Origin of the sequence: Rhizobium sp. Root708 (assembly GCF_001429725.1) — a bacterium.
GTDB lineage: Bacteria > Pseudomonadota > Alphaproteobacteria > Rhizobiales > Rhizobiaceae > Rhizobium.
In genome coordinates this window covers 202110-218363 of sequence record NZ_LMHV01000044.1, presented here as the reverse complement: position 1 = coordinate 218363, position 16254 = coordinate 202110, and the positions used below count along the sequence as shown (strand labels likewise).

Below are 16254 nucleotides of genomic sequence, written 5' to 3'. Positions count from 1 at the left end.
TCCTTCGCGCGTGAGTGAAAGCCCGCTGCGGGGTCTCGACAGCGGGCTTGTTTTTTGGTTCACCCGACGGTGTTGGGAGATGAGAACGATCCCGTTGTGGGAGTAGCTTCCGGAACGTCCTCGATGATGCCTTCCTTGTTCTCTTCCGCCGAAGCCTGAGCTAGCACAAATGCTTCATCCGGAATGCCAAAAGTGGCGACCTGCACCATCAGTTCTTTGGCGTGGTGGACTGAGGCTTCGTCCTGCAGGTCGAGCGGGGCGGCCATTCGAACAGAAATGAATTCGCCGCCCTCGCCGTTGAATTCAACTGTAACCTTGCCGTCATTTCCTTTGGTGACATTGGTGTCGGTAATCTGCATTTTCGGCTCCTTCCATTGTAGGAAGGAAAATGTCCAGCTCGGCGTGGAGTTCCGTCGAAGCCATCTTCTTGCGTTCGGCCATTGGCGATCCGCCGATGATCGATCGAAACTGCCCGCACCAGTGCGTCCGATTGCACTGCAGCAGGTTACGTCGGGCTCACGAGTTCCGCTATTCGAACCAATCGTAACGATCGGACGTCCGAGCGTTCGAGCATATCATCAGCAGCGACCTGAAACAGATTCGGAGGAAGGCTGCGTCGGTCCCGGTTCCTCTCGCAAGCACTATGAGCCTCATCATGCTGACACTGATGTCAGGACGACGGCTGATGTCTGCCAGCCGACTGGTCACATTCGGTTACATGGAAACGCCCAATACCCCCGCGCCTTGTTCTGGTTCACAGGCTCGGGCTGAAGTTCGATCAGAAAAGGCGGGATCCCTTTTGGGCAGGATCGCCTGTTATCGCACTCGCACAGAACGCAGGCAGCGGACCGACTACTTCGGCATGCGGGAGAGCGGTAGAACTTGGTCTGCAAATGATCATACGAGTGAGCGCCGGTTTGCGGATAGCCGATACGGCATCCTGTTTTTCGGAACAGAGAGGGCTGCTTCACGTTCTCGGCAACGGAGGAACTGTTGATGTCGGACCACAGCGAAATTTCCGCAGCCGAAGCCTCGGAACTCGAACTCGCCCGGACAATCGCGTTGCAAGCTCATTTGGGACAGAGCGACAAAGCGGGCCATCCTTACATCGAGCATTGCGAAAGAGTGGCGAGCCGGGTTCAAGATACCAAGGAGAAGACAGTCGCCTTTCTCCACGATCTTCTCGAAAAATGTCACGGCTGGGATATCGACCGCCTCAGGCAACTCGGTTTTAGCAACGACGTTGTGGACGCAGTTGACGCCCTGACACGTCGTCGAGGAGAAGCCGACGATCAGTTCGTCATTCGAGCGATAGCAAACAAACTTGCCTGTCCAGTAAAGGTTGCCGATCTCGAGGATAACCTTCGGCAGGCAAACGCCTCGGGATCCGATGCCGGCAAATACAAACGTGGGCTCGAAGTTGCGGCGATGGTTCACGCAGACCCTGACTTTAGACGGTTGACGTAAAAAGCCATGGAGCCGAGGAGGGCAATCTGCCTCGTTCGAGGCGGCGCAAATCTGTAGCGGCGTCGGCGGCCTGTGCGCTCGTCGAGGTATGTCGGCGGTTCACTCCGCCTTCCCGGAGAATGGAAACACCAGACGCTTCAGGCGGACGCGGCCAAAGACGAAGGCTAAGGTCGATCAGTTGGTTTCTTTTCGGCTTTCATCTCATGTATCATGGGGCAGTCGCAGCTTTTTGGGCACATCCGTTAGCATCTTCCCGCCCTCTTCTTCCGGCGCGACCGCTCTCACCTGCCGGCTTGTATAGCGTCATGAGTTGCAGGGTGGAGGAGCCGTCCCTGACGACACGTCTGTCTCATAGGCCATCGACCCACGGCAGCGCCTATCACACCTGGAGCGCTGAGGCTCGCAGCGTTAGCAGGTACCCAGAATACTCGCCTTGCCAACCGTTGGGTCCCAGGACCGGATGGCTGGAATCGCGCAACTTCTCCCCGCATGGACCGGGAACCTTAACGTTCACTAGAGGTTTAAGACCTGCCGCCCGGTCTCGGGAGCCCTCCTGCTGAGACGACCGTATTCCGGTCGAAACCGGGCGGCACCATTTTACGGCACTTCGTTATTGTCTGCCTGGTCGCGACCCTCTAGCGCGACCTTACGAAGTCCGGTCGTTTGCCCCATTGAGCCCATTGCGAATTCGCCAAAAAACGGCGGGCGAGTGGAAGCACGCGCGTTTTAATGCCGGGTTCGACCGCGATCCGAATTGTCTGATCCCGTACCGCATCAAATACGCAGTTCGAGCGTTCATGAGTTCAAAGGCTCTAACCTTGGAGGCACGATGAGCGACCGCGTGGCACTGGTAACCGGGGCAGGATCCGGAATCGGCAAAGCCTCATCAAAAGTTCTCGCCAGGGACGGCTACGCTATTGGAGCCCTGGGCCACAGCCGAGAAGAACTGGACGTCACGGTCCGCGAGATTGAGGCAGTTGGGGGGGTAGCGATGGCGCTGGATGCCGATGTCTCAAGTGAAGATCTAATGGCTTCCGCTCTTTCTTCACTGATGGGTCGTTTTGGCCGCCTTGATGTCGTTGTTGCCAATGCGGGCATCAACGGGGTCTGGGCACCGATTGACGACATAACGCTTGCCGAGTGGACAAGAACCATATCCGTAAATCTCACCGGGACGTTCTTGACTATCCGCGCGGCGGTACCGCATCTGAAGTCGTCAGGAGGCGGTTCGATCGTCGTCGTCTCCTCGATAAACGGGACCCGAACATTCACCACCCCAGGCGCGACGGCTTATACCGCCACCAAGGCCGCCCAGCTTGCCATGGTGCAGCAACTTTCGCTGGAACTTGCCCGTCACCACATTCGGATTAATGCCGTGTGTCCCGGCGAGATTGAGACGAACATCGACGCTAACACCGACCTTCGTGGAGAAAACCAGACGGCCATCCCGGTCATCTGGCCGGAGGGACAAGTGCCCATCACCGGAGGTCGACCGGGGCGCAGCGAGGATGTTGCTGAAGTGATTGCGTTTTTGGCATCGGAGAAATCACGGCACATGACGGGATCTCCGGTCTGGGTCGACGGTGGCCAAGGGCTTCTGAGATGAGCGTGCCAAGTCAGAAAACTCTTTCCCGCAATCGCAGATGGGGCCCCACGTCCCTGCCGAACGGAAACATGCGTTTCCAACTTTGGGCACCGACGGAGCCCATGGTGAGCCTAAAACTTGGGCAAACGAGTCATCCCATGGCGACATCAACAGGTGGCTGGCACGTCATCGATATCGCGACGGATCCTGGCATGGCCTATCAATTCGTGTTGTCCGATGGGCGAGCGGTCTGCGATCCAGCATCGCGCCTTCAACTCGGCGAATTGGACGGGCCATCAGTCGTGACCGATAGCGACAGCTACGCGTGGGAGAACTCAAGCTGGCGCGGCCGTCCCTGGCAACAGGCGGTCATCTACGAGATCCACGTGGGAGCCTTCGCTCGGGAAGGCACCTTCAGAGCGGCGGTGGCGAAGCTTCCGATCCTGGCCGACCTGGGCATAACTGCATTGGAGATCATGCCGCTCGCGCATTTTCCGGGAACCCGTGGCTGGGGCTACGACGGCGTACTTCAGTTCGCACCACACAACGCCTACGGCACTCCAGACGATTTGAAAGCACTTATCGACGCGGCGCACGGCCACGGGATGATGGTCTTCCTCGACGTCGTATACAATCACTTTGGTCCGGAAGGGAACTATCTCGGCCAGTACGCTCCGGACTTCTTCAGAGCGGACAGTCCGACGCCCTGGGGTGCGGCGATTGCCTACGAAAGACCCGAGGTTCGAGCGTTCTTTATCGAGAACGTCCTTTACTGGCTCGAGGAATTTCGACTGGACGGCCTTCGGTTCGACGCGATCGATCAGATCGAGGATCGCAGTGAGGTCCATGTCCTAGAGGAAATTGCATATCGCGTAAGAGATGAAATCAAGGGTCGCCATGTCCATCTGATAACCGAAAACCCGGCCAACAGCACCGACCTAATGGCGAACGTGCCGGGAGGATGCCTCTACAAGGCCGACTGGAATGATGATTTCCATCATGCGGTTCATGTAGCCGTAACGGGTGAAGCAAGCGGCTATTATGCGCCATTCAGGGACGACCCGTGGGGCAAAATCAGACAAACGATGGCAAGGGGCTACCTTAGGCCGGGCAAATCAATCATCAGTGATACCCCTCCCCCAACGGAGGCACTTCCGCCAACTGCCTTCATTCATTTTCTGCAAAATCACGACCAGGTTGGCAACCGTGCTCTTGGCGATCGCCTTCCGATCGGCATGAACCGCAAGCTCTACCGTGCCCTCACTGAAGTCTTGCTACTTTCTCCGCAGATTCCGCTGTTGTTCATGGGAGACGAGCACCTGTCGGCAAAGCCTTTCCATTTCTTCGCGGACTACCGCGGCGATATCGCGGAAGCGATACGCCGGAACCGTCCCGCGGAGGCCGAGAATTTCGGGGGTATCCCTGCCGGAAAGACTGAAGCAGACATCCCCGATCCGAACAGCGTGGATACTTTTGTCAAAAGCAAGATCGATTGGCACGATTCCCAGTCAATTGGCGGTCTGGCATGGGCAGAGCACGTACGCCATCTTCTTAAGGTTCGTAGGGACCACATCATTCCAATGTTGATGAGCACAAACGGACACGCGGGCACCGTGGTTGACGCGCCAGACAAGTGCCTCTTTATCGACTGGAAAATCGGAAGCGGAATCCTGCGAATGAGGGCGAACCTTTCGAACGAGGACGTGCTGCTTGCCAACGATATTGGTGAAGCGGTGTACCTCACCTTCTATTCCAGGGAGTCTTGGGACCGTTCGTCGTTGCTGTCTTTGTCATCTGACCCCGTGGCCCCAACGTATGAGCCAGAGAAGGCGTGGGTGCCATATCAACAAAGCCTCTTATGCAGCCTGACGCGGAGTTGCCCATCTTCCAGTCCGTGAGAAAACTCTGTTCGAAGGCTGGGATGTCCTGCCGACATCGAAACCGCGATCAGATATCGGCAATTTTTCACTACGCGGACAGTGATCTCGGTGGGCTTCGTGCTTAATTCCGACGACTGCCGACGGCTTGCCGTGATTTACGGAGATCGTCCCACCAAAGATGGAGTGGATTCCTTTCTCCCTGTGTGGCGTAATGCGGCAATGGCAAAGTCTCCGCGTTCCCAGCCGTTAATCACATCCGAGGAGCCGCTTCGCGGCTCCGTCCGAAAGGCTCGTGATCCATCACAATCACGCCTTCCCTTCGGTCAGATACACGTTGGTATCGAAACCTGTCTAGGCGCTTCGCAAGGAGAAGCTGCCAATCGGCGACGAATGGGCATACGAGATCGAATGGGGACGGATATCGCGTTCCTGTTCGATTTTTAGGATCGAAGGTTAGATCGGATATGTCGGAAAACGAGATCCCGAAACTCATTGAAACCTTGCGGCTCGCCCTCCAGATGGCGGAAAAGGAAGAGGATGGGGAGGTACTCTCCTTCCTTATTCAGCAGGCGATTGGTGAGGCCATTTCCGAGGCAAGGCGTCGCGGCCAGGCGGTAACGCCGAAGCCGACCGCGGGAATGCAGTAACGGGAAAGACGACTTGGGCCCCTGAGGCGATTGCCATGCGAGAACGTCGAACGAATCAAAGCTGGTACGAGATCGGCAAACAACAAGGTTCGCGCGCAGGTAGGCGTGGCGGAGAGGTTCAGCGCCATGCTCGCGACTTTGTCGATGAGGATGACAATGCTGCATGGATCGACGGGGTGCTTGAGGGCGTCATGTCATGCGGGGCGAGGATCGTTTCGGTGATCGCTGTCCAGGACCTGATGCCGGGATCAAAGGGCGGATTGATCCAGGTCATCCTCGTTGAACCCAGCGGCCGTTACGCTGGCGATTGATCGACACTGTCGAAGGGTATGTGGCGCGCCGAAGGGATAGTAACGGCGGGTTCACCATCCGCCGTAAGTATAGGCGGCTCGATCCGGTAGTAGGATTGATTCTCACTGGGATTTGAGGCTGTGCTAAGAGCCCGACTGTTGGCAGGCCAGAATGCAACGCTACGAGATACAGCTTCTTGAGAACGGAACGTGGGCCGTCATCGATTGCAGGAATGGCAAGCCGGTCAATGACCCTTCCGGATGCAGCAAACCAAGCCGGCTGGAGGCGCAAGCCCTTGCGGATTTTCGCAACGGCATTGCAATCCCCCTACCAAAGGATCGAGTATCGGCTCGACTGCAAACGCTTCGCCGTGTCTGGGGGATGTTGTCGGCCCGACGGCACGGCTAATCCTTCCCGCCGTCAATACCATCAGCAACAATCCAGCCTCCTCGCTTCTATCCCCGTTGCGACGATGGAATGTAGATGGCTTTGACGATCCCGGCCAACGCAAGCATTCCGGGATCATCGAGATCCATGCTTTGCTCGGGCCACATGCGTGCACGGCCAACCTTGCAGGGCTTCCCCCTGAAGCGACTGAGGGCTTCGTCCACTGCCTTGCAGGGGTTGGACCCGTTCTCGAGCGCGCAGGCCAAGGCGTCCAGACCATCCACGATCGTCTTGTCGCCGAGTTGCGAGCGTCCGAGCGACAGCATTTCATCCCGGGCGACCTTCACGATCGTTCCGATGTCCGCGACCGAAAGCGCAGGACTGCTGGAAAATCGCGAGCCCGCCGACAGCAATGATGCGCTGATAAGCGTTCCCAAACTAGAGCCGGTGCTCTGGGCCGCTTTCATGGCCATCACCTTGAAAGTGGCGCCGATGTCGTCCTGGACAGGCTCCGCTTGTTCGATGGCAGTCAATAACCGCGCCAACATCGTACCCGTATCACCGTCCCCCAGGCGGCTGTCAGCGGCATTCAGGGTCGCTTCCATCGTTTTGGCCGTAAGAGCGGCGCGCTTCGCCGCGGCAAGCATGTCCGTTGAGGTGAAGCAGGTCATTGAACGCTCCAGAACGGTGATTGCGCAGGCGCTTGGAAGAATGCATCGAGTTCATCGTCGATAAAGCTGAGGCTGATAGAAATTCCGGCCATCTCCATCGATGTGGCGAAGGTGCCAACGAAGGATCGAGCAATCGCAAACCCCTTTTCGGAAAGCGCCCGGTGGGCGCGGTCGAATGCTATGAAGAGTTCATCGACCGGCGTGCCGCCAAGGTTGTTCAGCATCAGGATGACGCGATTGGAGCCGACGTTCTCGCCGCGATCAGCGAGGATGCGTTCGATCATCTCGTCGACCAGCGCATTGGCGGACGTTATCGGCTTTCGCCAGATTCCGGGCTCTCCATGAATGCCGATCCCCATCTCAACATCGCTGTCTTGCATCTCGACAATCGGCACATCTTCCGACGGCAGCCTGCAGCCGCCCCAGGCGATGCCGATCGAGGCTGTTTGGTCGACAGTTTTTTGTGCAATCCGCGCGACCTCGTCCAGAGGAAGGCCTGCTTCCGCAGCGGCTCCAGCTGTCTTGAAGGCAAGAACGAGGCCCGCCACGCCACGCCGCTTCTGGCGCTCGAGGCGGTCGGCACTTGCGATGTCGTCGGTTCCAAGCACCATGCGGACATCGGCCCGCGACATTTTTGATGCCATTTCGAAATTCATTCGGTCACCGCCATAGTTTCCAAAAAGAAGCAGCACACCGGCACCGCTGTCGGCCGCGTCTACGGCATCGATGCAGGACTGGAGGGCGGGGCCTTCGAAGACATTGCCGACGGCGCAAGCATCGAGCAGGCCCTCCCCGAGATAGCCGCAGAAGAGCGGAAGGTGCCCCGATCCTCCTCCTGTGACGATTGCCACCTTGCCCTGCCTGACGCCATTGCGCCTGAGGATCGTGCGACCCGTATTTCCGGCACGGATCAGGTCCGGGTAGGCAAGCACCAGTCCGGAAAGGCTTTCGTCTACATAGCCTGACGGGCTGTTCATCAGTTTCTTCAAGATATCCTCCTTTTCGCGCTCAAATGGGCTGTGCCGTTAATTTCTTCGCGGTGCTGCGCTGACGCGATGCGCCACTACCGTGCGCAAGGTGTTTCTCAATCATCCTGACGGTGAGCGAAGCCGGCCATGCCAATGCGAAGTAGAGCACGGCGGTCAGGGCAAAGACATGCAGCGGCAGGAAGCTCTCGGACATGATCGCGCGCGACGTTAGCGTCAGCTCTGGAACGGCAATCAGCGCGCAGATCGAACTGTCCTTCAGAAGCGAGACGAGATTGACCAGCAAGGGAGCGAGCATGTGGCGGATGGCCTGCGGCAGCAGCACGAGACGGAATGCCTGGGCAGGTGTCAGGCCCGCCGCCAGGGCTGCTTCTCTTTGACCGGGGGGAATGGCCCCTAGCCCGGCACGAAAGACCTCGGACAAATAGGCGCCGTATACAACGCCCAGACCTATGCTCCCGGCTGCAAACGCGGACAGCACGATGCCACTGCCCGGAAGCCCGAAATAGATCAGGTAAAGGATCACAAGGATTGGAACGCCACGTGCGATGACCACATAGGTTGTCGCTGCCGCCCTGATTGCAAAGGACGAACGGGTTCTGAGATATTCGAGCGAAAGCCCGAGAAGGAAGGCCAAGGTAAAGCCCGCGGATGTCACGGCGAGACTCATGACGAGGCCTGCGGCAAGCCGGGGCCCCCAGTCGGAAAGGTTGGCGATGACAGTTTCGATGAAGGTCATGTCAATACTCCAGTCGGCGTTCAGCCAGAACGAACGCCTGTCCGACAACGAAGGTGAGCAGGAGATAGAGAAGGGCAGCTGCTCCGTAGATCGTGGCGGTGGCGAAGGTCTCGTTGACGATCTGGCGCGCGTTGAACATCACCTCGGGGGCCGCGATAGCAGCAACGAGCGAGGTGTCTTTCACCAGGCCAACCGCATAATTGCCGAGGGATGGCAGAGCGAGGCGAAGTCCCTGCGGAAGGACGACCAGGCGAAACGCAGGAAGGGGCCTGAGACCGATGGCGGCAGCCGCTTCGTTCTGGCCCGTCGGCACCGACTGGAAGCCGGCGCGAAGGATGTCGACGACAACCGCACCGCCAATCATGCCGAGCCCGAGGATGGCGGCTACCATCGACGACATCCGCAAGCCTGCCGACGCCAGTCCGAAATACAACAGGAAGAGGAAGGTCAGGCTCGGGACGTTCCTGAGGGCTTCAACATAGGCCCTGATGAGAAATGCTGCCGCTCTATTGTCGGAAAGATGTTCGGTGGTTGCCAGCACAAGTCCGATCAGCATCGCAATCGCCAAGGCACCCAGGCTTACCTCTATCGTGACGACCGATCCGTGCAGGAGCGCATCGGCTATTCTGCCCAACAGATCCTCGCTCATGAGTCGCCCCCCTCATTCGACAGGCTGGAGAGGAATTGTCTTAGGCGCGGCGCCCGCGGGTGATCGAGGACGTGACGCGCTGGGCCTTCCTCGACGATGCGACCGCCGTCCATGAAGATGATGCGGTCGGCGACTTCTCGGGCAAAGGCGATCTCATGCGTGACGAGCACCATTGAACGCCCTTCGCCGGCGAGCTCCTTGATGACCGTCAAAACCTCTCCGACCAACTCCGGATCAAGGGCCGAGGTTGGTTCGTCGAAGAGCAGGAGCTTCGGCTGCTGCGCGAGAGCGCGGGCAATCGCTACCCGTTGTTGTTGGCCGCCCGAAAGGCGCGACGGCATCTCGCCTGCCTTGTGAGAAAGGTGGACCTTGGCGAGCAGGTCGGCGGCCAGTGCCGTGGCCCGGGCAGCCGCGAAACCGCGCACCTTGCGGGGTTGCAGCGCGACATTCGCCTCCACGGAAAGATGGGGCCAAAGATGAAAATGCTGAAAAACCATGCCGATTTCAGCGCGTTGCGGCGCGAGTTCGGCATCGGTCATGCGACGGCCGTTGGCATGACGGCCGATGAGCTTGCCGTCTATCCTGATGTCGCCACTGGTCGGCGGCTCCAGGAAATTGATTGCCCGAAGGCAGGTCGACTTGCCCGATCCGCTCGGGCCGATCAATGCGATGCGTTCGCCCCGCCGCAGAGAAAACGAAACATCTTTGAGTACGGAAATAGGGCCGAAGGACTTGTTGAGATTGTCGACGGTCAGGAGAATGTCGGCGTCGGGCATGGGAGCCTCCAGGGAACGGTATGCGACCGGGCGAGCCGGTCGCCGATGTAGTCGTTATCGAGCGCAAACGGGTGGTGCCCACTCGTCGGGGCGGTCGACGCCTGTACGGAAGTTTTGCGGCGACGGCTTGTAGTTCGCCTCGCTGACATTGCCGTATTTCTTGCCGATTGCCTTGACCTCGCAGCTCTCCCACAGTTTGCGAATTTCTCCGCTGATGGCGTCCGAAAGTGCCTTGTTATCCTTGGATAGACCGAAGACGTACTGGCGGCCGATCCCTGTCAAAAGCGGGAAGTGGGGATTGTTGTCGGTGAAGGGCAAGTTCGCGAGTCCCCAATCCGGGTTCTTCGAGATCGCATAGTCGATGACCGGCGGGTCGCCGACCAGCGCCTGGATTCGTCCGGCAACGAGGTCGCGCAAGGCAGCATCCGAGCTGTCATAGAGTGACAGTTCAAGCCCCTTAATCCGCCTCAGCTCGGGCAGAAAGGAAAACCCTGTCATGGAGCCAACCTTCATGTCTTCGAGATTTGCAAGGCTATGCCATCCGGTTGCCGTCAGCGACGTGATGCCGTTCTGGAAATAGCCGCTCGGGTCGGTCAGCGAGAGCGTAGCGGCTCGCTGTTCGGTCCAGGCGACGTTGCCGCCGATAATGTCGACGCGGCCCGTCTGAACGGCCGCGATGGCGCCCGACCATTCCATTGGAACAGGCTTGATTGCCAATCCGAGATGCTCCGCTGCAAGCTGAAGGATCTCTCCGTCGTAACCGACAAGCTTTCCATCGCGCGCGACGAGGCCTGGCATATCGCCGGTAATGGCGACCGATAGCGTTCCCGGTTCGACTAGCTTGTAGGCGGCGTTGTCTGCTGCGGATAAGGGCCCGGCAAGCAGCGCGATTGTGATGGCCATCATCCCAGTCAGTGTCGTGGTCTTCATGATCGTTGTTCCCTTTGTTGTTGTGAAGTCGATCAGGTCTGGCCGGCAGCGTCAGCCGCTGCCGGATGGGTGGTCGGCGGGTCAAAGCGCGTCATCGAGAGGCCGTTGATCGGCGTCTCGGTTTCACCTCTGAGGCTAAGTTCCGCGAGAACGGCGCCAACGGCCGGGCCAAGCTGGAACCCATGCCCGGAGAAGCCGAAAGCGTGAAAGAGGTTGGACAGACCAGGACTAGCACCGACGACAGGCAGCCCATCAGGCATGCGTCCCTCGATGCCGGTCCAGCTGCGGACCAAAAGGACGTTCGCCAGAGCGGGAACCATCTCGATCGCCGCTCTAGCTGACTCCATTGTGACATCCGCAAGCGGCCGGGTACGCAGGGCGTCGCGGTCGGCAATGCCGAGCCCCGATCCGAAGATCACGCTCCCATGGTCCCTGGTCTGCCTGATATAGATCCCGCCGCCGCAGATGCCGAGATTGGGACCTATCAGCGGCGGGATCGGTTCCGTGACGCACATGTTGGGTGCCATCACGTCTTCGCGAACGACGTCGCCGAACCATGCCGCGACGCGCGCTCCCCATGCGCCGGCGGTGTTGATCAGCCGCCTCGCCCGGAACGGGACCAGTTCTCCGACCACGAAGAGATCGAAACCAATGTCTGAAACTACCGCGCGTTCGATTGCGCAGTTCTCGCGGACGACGGCGCCCATCGACCGCGCGGTGCGCGCGAATGCCGGCGCGACAAGTCTCGGGTTGGCCTGGCCATCCTCGGCGCAGAGCGAGCCGCCTGAAAACCGATCCCCGAGATATGGATAGCGTCGCCGCAAATCGGACCGGTCAAGGATTTCAAGCGATAGGTCGATGCTCTTCGCGAGCGCTTGGTGGGCAACGAGTTCCCACATGTCGCCGTCGTTGCGTGCCAGCTTCAGGTGGCCGGTGACCGCAAACTCGCAATCGTCACCGACGAGATCGGCGAGCCTTGCCCAGATCGAGCGGCTGCGTCGCGCGAGCGGCAGTTCGGCAACGTGACGACCCTGCTGGCGGACGCCTCCATAATTGACCCCGCTTGCCTGCGCGCCGCATCGTCCGCGCTCGAAGAGCGCGACGGAGGCACCCATCTGACGAGCATGAAGCGCTGCCGAACAGCCGGCAAGGCCGCCGCCAATGATGGCGACATCATAGACTGTCATCGACGCCTCCAGCCAGCATGCAAAGCGGTATGGGTTTCACCGGTGCCTGACCGCGCATCCGTCCAACGGCGCGAACGTCGACAGCGGCCTGCGCCGCGACGAGTTCGGCGGCTGCCGGCGCGCAGACGCGTCCCTGGCAACGCCCCATTCCAAGGCGGCTGAAGGCCTTGATGCGGTTGATATCGGTTTCGCCCGACACGGCCACGGCCTCGCGTACGGAACGCGCGGTCAGGCCCTCACATCGACAAATGAGCGTGTCGTCGGACAGGTCGGATGGCATTCGACGTGGAAACGGAAACAGTTTGTCCAGCGCGCGTCGAAACCGATCCATGCGCGCGATGCGACGTCGCAATTTTGCCGAGCGTGCCGTGTCTGGCTTTCCGCAATCTGCAAGGAGCGCCAGTGCCGCGAGTTCCCCGGTCATTTCCGCAACTTCGCTTCCACGGATTGCGAGCCCGTCTCCGGCAAGATAGACGCCGTCGATAGAACTCCGGCCGTCTTGATCCACAGTTGGAAGCCACTGGCGGTGCTGCTCGCTGAAATGAAAGTCGACACCAAGAAGGTCGGCCAGCTGGGTTTCTGATTTGAGGCCCTGGCCCATGCCAACGGCGTCACAGGCAAGCGAGGCTTCGCGCTTGCCAACGCGATAGCGCAGGCCGGAGACCCTGCCGCTTTCGGCCCGCATGATCTCCAGGGGCTCCACACCCGCATGGAGGGGAACACCGCGGGCTTTCAGCCAGGCGATGTAGTAGAGGCCCTTCGCCAGTATCCGGCCGCCGGCGGCAAGGCCTGCAATAGGCGGCAGTCGGTGAAACGGAGCGCCGGTTTCCAGCACGGCTGCGACCCTTCCTCCGGCCCGGGCGTACTGATAAGCGACCAGGTACAAGAGCGGACCGCTCCCCAGGAAAGCGGTCTCGTGGCCGATCAGGGATGCTTGGGCCTTCAAGGCAATCTGCGCGCCACCCAGGGTGAACACGCCAGGGGCCGTCCATCCCTTCACGGGCACGATCCGATCCATCGCGCCCGGCGCAACGATCAGTCGGTGCCAGGGTTGCCGGGTAATCCCGGCTGTTCCGGAAAGATGAAGCATGCCGGGCTCCACGTTCCAGATCAGCGTCTCCGGAAGATAGGTCAGTGATGGCTGGATGCGGGCGAAGCTGTCGCGCATGGAGCGCGCCCGCGCGGCGTCGAAGCCGTATAGCTGCCTATCGGTCCTTTGAAGGGTGTCAGGAGGGCGGCGAAAGACCTGGCCGCCCTGCGACATGCCTTCGTCGATGAGCACCGGGCGGTGGCCGGCTTCCACCAGGATGCTGGCGGCGCTGACGCCTGCCGGCCCCGCGCCAACAATGACGATTAGGTCGGGGCGGCTCATGCTCTCGGTCCCGGTGCGGAGGTGGACAACGTCATGCCCGGCTCAACAAGGCTCGTGCATGCACGGATGCGTTCACCGCCAGCAGTCCACATCCAGCAATCCTGGCAAGCGCCCATAAAGCAGAAGCCAGCCCTTCGTTCTTTGCAAAACTCAAAGTTGCGCACATGGCCGAGGGCAGCGTTCACCGCCAAAAGGATCGTCTCACCGCGGCGGGCAGCCACGCGAAGGCCATCGACCTGCATGGAGAGTTCAAGAGTTTCGGGCGTTTCAAGCCTCTTAACGCCCTTAAGTGTAGTATTTATCGTGGTCATCCTGGCGTTCCTCCCATTGCTCCTCGAGCTCGGATAATCCATAATATGGATGTTTAGTGGGAATCAAATTCAAAAAATCTACCTCTCGCCTCGGCTGTTCGAAACATTGAAGCCACCGGAGGTAGCATCTGGGGGAAACCAGCTCATGTCATCTGCCATTTCCGAACTGGCTGCCTTCTGCCGGTCAATCGCGACCGTTGACACACCACTGCACGAGGCGGTCCGCAGGACGCTTCAAGATACGATCGGTGCTGCAGCCAGTGGCGCGGCCACTCCTGCGGGTCGGGCCTCATTCGACGCTGCCCGCTCGATCTGGGGGCACGGCCAATCGAAGGTGTGGTTCTCGGCAAGCCAGCTCACCCCGCCCGGCGCAGCCTTCGTCAACGCTACCTATGCTGCAAGCCTTGACCTCGACGATGGCCATCGCGGTGCTGCCGGGCATCCCGCAGCAGCCATCGTCCCTGCGGTGCTCGCCTTTTCCTCTCTTGCTTCGATCTCCGCAGCGAGGCTGTTGACCGCAATCGCGCTTGGCTACGAGATCGCAGTGCGGGTTGCCGCATCGCGTGACATCAACGCTCTTCGCACGACGGATTCCGGGCTGTGGTGCGGATACGGGACGGCTGCCGCGACGGGCTATCTACTCGGGCACCCGGCTTCGGTCATCGCCCACGCCATGGCAATCGCCGGACAGACCGCGACCAGCCAATTTGCGACCGGATGGACACGGCTCGGCCACTCTGTGAAGGAAGGGATCCCATGGGCGGCGGCAAACGGTGTTCAGGCCGCCTTTCTGGCGGTGGCCGGGCACACGGGTCCGCTCGACCTCCTCGACGATCCATCTACCTTCGACAGGGCGCGGCTTCTTGACGGCTTGGGTAACAGTTGGCGTATCGGGGAGGCCTACTTCAAACGCTACAGCTGCTGCCGATGGGCGCATGCGGCGATCGACGCGGTATTGGAGCTGCGGGAGCGCCATGGCCTGGTAGCGCAGGCAATCGATGAAATCGTGGTCGAAACATTCGAGCGCGCCCTGACCTTGCCGAACCAGGCATCGCCGGCTTCCAACGAGGCCGCGCAGTACAGCATTCCATTCTGTGTTGCCGTCGCCCTGTGCCACGGCGAGCCGGCATTGTTGCCGCTCGAGGATCACCATCTTTCCGACCAAGATGTTGTCGCGCTTGCGGGGCGGGTCAAACTGAAAGCGGATCCGCGATATGCCGGCGCGTTTCCAGCCGCGACGCCTGCCACCGTCATCATAACCGCGAACGGGCAACAGTTCTCTCAGGAAATCGCCTTCCCGAAAGGTGAGCCGAACAATCCCTTGAGTGCCGAGGAGCGCGCGGCAAAGTTCGGGCGGCTCTCTGAACGACTGCCATTGCCGCCACACCGAACGCAATCGATCCATGATGCGATCATGCATTTTGGCACCGGTGCGACGCCGGCCACTCTTCTCCACGCCCTTTGCGAGCCCTTCTAGGCATTTTACAAAGCCACGATCTGGCACTAGGAATTGCCGAACCGGATGAGGAATGGATTTAAAATGGCAAGCGATGAGACCGGGGGAACCGGAACGCAGCTTCTCGATAGAGCGGTCTCCGTCCTGAGATTCCTTGGCGAGGCAGGACACGGCGGCGCGACGATGGTGATGATCAGGGAAACGCTTGGCCTGACGCAGCCGACGGCGCACCGGATCATCACCGCGCTCGAGCGCCACGGTCTCGTCGATCGCGAGCGAGAGACCAGGCGGTATCGGCTGGGCTTGGCTCTTTTTGCAATGGGGGCGACCGCAGCGGATGGAACGGGGCTGCGGGTACTGGCACGTCCGGCGCTGATGCGCCTGTCGGCTGCGACGGGCGATTCCGTCTTCCTGATGGCGCGTGCCGGTTTCAATACCGTCTGCGTCGACCGCCAACAGGGATCCTATATGATCGATAGCCTGACGGGCCACATTGGCGGGCAGATCCCGATGGGGGTCGGTCCTGCAAGCCAGGCTATCCTGGCATTTCTGCCGTCCGCCGAAGCCACGGTCATCACTTCCACGAACGCACCGCTCTATAGGCATTACGGCTCGCTGACGGAGGGGAAGGTCAAGAGTGCACTCGATGGGATCAGGCAGAATGGCTATGCGGTCGACCATGGCGAGCTTGTCGCCGGCATATCGGCGATCGCGGTTCCGATCCTGCCTCCCGGCCGCGACGCTGTCGCTTCGATCGCCATCAACCTGACGAGTGCGAGGCTCTCCGAAGAACGCCTGCCTACGCTCGTCGACTTGATCAAGGCGGAGGTTCGTACCTTGGAGGCGAGCCTCAATCCGCTTGAGGACGCGCACCTTGGATCTGCGGCGGCGGCCATGGTTCAGGCGCGTCGATAGCGCCC

17 protein-coding genes are annotated in these 16254 nt (G+C 60.1%); 7 read left to right on the top strand and 10 right to left on the bottom strand.

The window, feature by feature from the left end; all coding sequences use genetic code 11:
- Nucleotides 1-59 precede the first annotated feature (59 nt).
- Nucleotides 60-359, bottom strand: coding sequence for a hypothetical protein (locus ASE04_RS29195; protein WP_056826248.1), 300 nt, complete (start codon nucleotides 357-359; stop codon nucleotides 60-62).
- Between the two features lie 637 nt (nucleotides 360-996).
- On the opposite strand from ASE04_RS29195, the gene ASE04_RS29190 reads away from it, so the two are divergent.
- The 5 genes from ASE04_RS29190 to ASE04_RS29170 all read left to right on the top strand — a co-directional run bounded on the left by ASE04_RS29190 (nucleotide 997) and on the right by ASE04_RS29170 (nucleotide 5890).
- Nucleotides 997-1467, top strand: coding sequence for an HD domain-containing protein (locus tag ASE04_RS29190; RefSeq protein ID WP_056826246.1), 471 nt, complete (start codon nucleotides 997-999; stop codon nucleotides 1465-1467).
- 829 nt (nucleotides 1468-2296) lie between these two features.
- Nucleotides 2297-3073, top strand: coding sequence for an SDR family oxidoreductase (locus ASE04_RS29185; protein WP_056826243.1), 777 nt, complete (start codon nucleotides 2297-2299; stop codon nucleotides 3071-3073).
- Nucleotides 3070-4950: a malto-oligosyltrehalose trehalohydrolase gene (gene treZ, locus ASE04_RS29180; protein ID WP_082597551.1), complete on the top strand. Its 1881-nt coding sequence runs from the start codon at nucleotides 3070-3072 to the stop codon at nucleotides 4948-4950. Before ASE04_RS29185 ends, treZ begins: the two co-directional genes overlap by 4 nt.
- A gap of 446 nt (nucleotides 4951-5396) precedes the next feature.
- Nucleotides 5397-5579: a hypothetical protein gene (locus ASE04_RS29175; protein WP_056826239.1), complete on the top strand. Its 183-nt coding sequence runs from the start codon at nucleotides 5397-5399 to the stop codon at nucleotides 5577-5579.
- Nucleotides 5580-5614: 35 nt separating this feature from the next.
- Nucleotides 5615-5890, top strand: a complete 276-nt coding sequence (locus ASE04_RS29170) for a hypothetical protein (protein WP_056826237.1) — start codon at nucleotides 5615-5617, stop codon at nucleotides 5888-5890.
- A gap of 435 nt (nucleotides 5891-6325) precedes the next feature.
- Here ASE04_RS29170 and ASE04_RS29165 read toward each other — a convergent pair whose 3' ends face one another.
- From ASE04_RS29165 to ASE04_RS29125, 9 genes are all read right to left on the bottom strand, one after another.
- Nucleotides 6326-6862, bottom strand: a complete 537-nt coding sequence (locus tag ASE04_RS29165) for a dihydroxyacetone kinase subunit L (protein WP_162260552.1) — start codon at nucleotides 6860-6862, stop codon at nucleotides 6326-6328.
- 62 nt (nucleotides 6863-6924) lie between these two features.
- Nucleotides 6925-7917: a dihydroxyacetone kinase subunit DhaK gene (locus tag ASE04_RS29160; protein WP_056826232.1), complete on the bottom strand. Its 993-nt coding sequence runs from the start codon at nucleotides 7915-7917 to the stop codon at nucleotides 6925-6927.
- A 19-nt stretch (nucleotides 7918-7936) separates the two neighbouring features.
- Nucleotides 7937-8653: an amino acid ABC transporter permease gene (locus ASE04_RS29155; protein ID WP_056826230.1), complete on the bottom strand. Its 717-nt coding sequence runs from the start codon at nucleotides 8651-8653 to the stop codon at nucleotides 7937-7939.
- 1 nt (nucleotide 8654) lies between these two features.
- On the bottom strand, nucleotides 8655-9302 hold the full coding sequence (locus ASE04_RS29150) for an amino acid ABC transporter permease (RefSeq protein WP_056826228.1): 648 nt from the start codon (nucleotides 9300-9302) through the stop codon (nucleotides 8655-8657).
- On the bottom strand, nucleotides 9299-10078 hold the full coding sequence (locus ASE04_RS29145; RefSeq protein ID WP_056826226.1) for an amino acid ABC transporter ATP-binding protein: 780 nt from the start codon (nucleotides 10076-10078) through the stop codon (nucleotides 9299-9301). The genes ASE04_RS29150 and ASE04_RS29145 overlap by 4 nt, the downstream gene beginning before the upstream one ends.
- A 54-nt stretch (nucleotides 10079-10132) precedes the next feature.
- Nucleotides 10133-11008 (bottom strand): substrate-binding periplasmic protein, encoded by an 876-nt coding sequence (locus ASE04_RS29140; protein ID WP_056826224.1) that lies wholly within the window; start codon nucleotides 11006-11008, stop codon nucleotides 10133-10135.
- Nucleotides 11009-11040: 32 nt separating this feature from the next.
- Nucleotides 11041-12195, bottom strand: coding sequence for an NAD(P)/FAD-dependent oxidoreductase (locus ASE04_RS29135; RefSeq protein ID WP_056826222.1), 1155 nt, complete (start codon nucleotides 12193-12195; stop codon nucleotides 11041-11043).
- A complete protein-coding gene (locus ASE04_RS29130; RefSeq protein ID WP_056826219.1) occupies nucleotides 12182-13567 on the bottom strand; it encodes an FAD-dependent oxidoreductase in 1386 nt (461 codons plus the stop codon). The genes ASE04_RS29135 and ASE04_RS29130 overlap by 14 nt, the downstream gene beginning before the upstream one ends.
- On the bottom strand, nucleotides 13564-13878 hold the full coding sequence (locus tag ASE04_RS29125) for a (2Fe-2S)-binding protein (RefSeq protein WP_082597548.1): 315 nt from the start codon (nucleotides 13876-13878) through the stop codon (nucleotides 13564-13566). The genes ASE04_RS29130 and ASE04_RS29125 overlap by 4 nt, the downstream gene beginning before the upstream one ends.
- Nucleotides 13879-14023: 145 nt before the next feature.
- Between ASE04_RS29125 and ASE04_RS29120 the strand changes: the two genes are divergently transcribed.
- Both ASE04_RS29120 and ASE04_RS29115 read left to right on the top strand, forming a co-directional pair.
- Nucleotides 14024-15355 carry an MmgE/PrpD family protein gene (locus ASE04_RS29120; protein ID WP_056826217.1) on the top strand — a complete coding sequence of 444 codons (1332 nt, stop codon included), beginning with the start codon at nucleotides 14024-14026 and terminating at the stop codon, nucleotides 15353-15355.
- 63 nt (nucleotides 15356-15418) lie between these two features.
- Nucleotides 15419-16249: an IclR family transcriptional regulator gene (locus tag ASE04_RS29115; RefSeq protein WP_056826215.1), complete on the top strand. Its 831-nt coding sequence runs from the start codon at nucleotides 15419-15421 to the stop codon at nucleotides 16247-16249.
- Nucleotides 16250-16254: the final 5 nt, after the last annotated feature.

Excerpts from the sequence above, each read along its gene's own strand:
- ASE04_RS29190 (WP_056826246.1), top strand. The coding sequence starts at position 997 with ATGTCGGACCACAGCGAAATTTCCGCAGCCGAAGCCTCGGAACTCGAA.
- ASE04_RS29165 (WP_162260552.1), bottom strand. The coding sequence starts at position 6,862 with ATGGAAGCGACCCTGAATGCCGCTGACAGCCGCCTGGGGGACGGTGAT.
- ASE04_RS29150 (WP_056826228.1), bottom strand. The coding sequence starts at position 9,302 with ATGAGCGAGGATCTGTTGGGCAGAATAGCCGATGCGCTCCTGCACGGA.
- ASE04_RS29170 (WP_056826237.1), top strand. The coding sequence starts at position 5,615 with ATGCGAGAACGTCGAACGAATCAAAGCTGGTACGAGATCGGCAAACAA.
- ASE04_RS29125 (WP_082597548.1), bottom strand. The coding sequence starts at position 13,878 with ATGACCACGATAAATACTACACTTAAGGGCGTTAAGAGGCTTGAAACG.
- ASE04_RS29115 (WP_056826215.1), top strand. The coding sequence starts at position 15,419 with ATGGCAAGCGATGAGACCGGGGGAACCGGAACGCAGCTTCTCGATAGA.
- ASE04_RS29140 (WP_056826224.1), bottom strand. The coding sequence starts at position 11,008 with ATGAAGACCACGACACTGACTGGGATGATGGCCATCACAATCGCGCTG.
- ASE04_RS29120 (WP_056826217.1), top strand. The coding sequence starts at position 14,024 with ATGTCATCTGCCATTTCCGAACTGGCTGCCTTCTGCCGGTCAATCGCG.
- ASE04_RS29195 (WP_056826248.1), bottom strand. The coding sequence starts at position 359 with ATGCAGATTACCGACACCAATGTCACCAAAGGAAATGACGGCAAGGTT.
- ASE04_RS29185 (WP_056826243.1), top strand. The coding sequence starts at position 2,297 with ATGAGCGACCGCGTGGCACTGGTAACCGGGGCAGGATCCGGAATCGGC.
- ASE04_RS29130 (WP_056826219.1), bottom strand. The coding sequence starts at position 13,567 with ATGAGCCGCCCCGACCTAATCGTCATTGTTGGCGCGGGGCCGGCAGGC.
- ASE04_RS29145 (WP_056826226.1), bottom strand. The coding sequence starts at position 10,078 with ATGCCCGACGCCGACATTCTCCTGACCGTCGACAATCTCAACAAGTCC.
- treZ (WP_082597551.1), top strand. The coding sequence starts at position 3,070 with ATGAGCGTGCCAAGTCAGAAAACTCTTTCCCGCAATCGCAGATGGGGC.
- ASE04_RS29175 (WP_056826239.1), top strand. The coding sequence starts at position 5,397 with ATGTCGGAAAACGAGATCCCGAAACTCATTGAAACCTTGCGGCTCGCC.
- ASE04_RS29135 (WP_056826222.1), bottom strand. The coding sequence starts at position 12,195 with ATGACAGTCTATGATGTCGCCATCATTGGCGGCGGCCTTGCCGGCTGT.
- ASE04_RS29155 (WP_056826230.1), bottom strand. The coding sequence starts at position 8,653 with ATGACCTTCATCGAAACTGTCATCGCCAACCTTTCCGACTGGGGGCCC.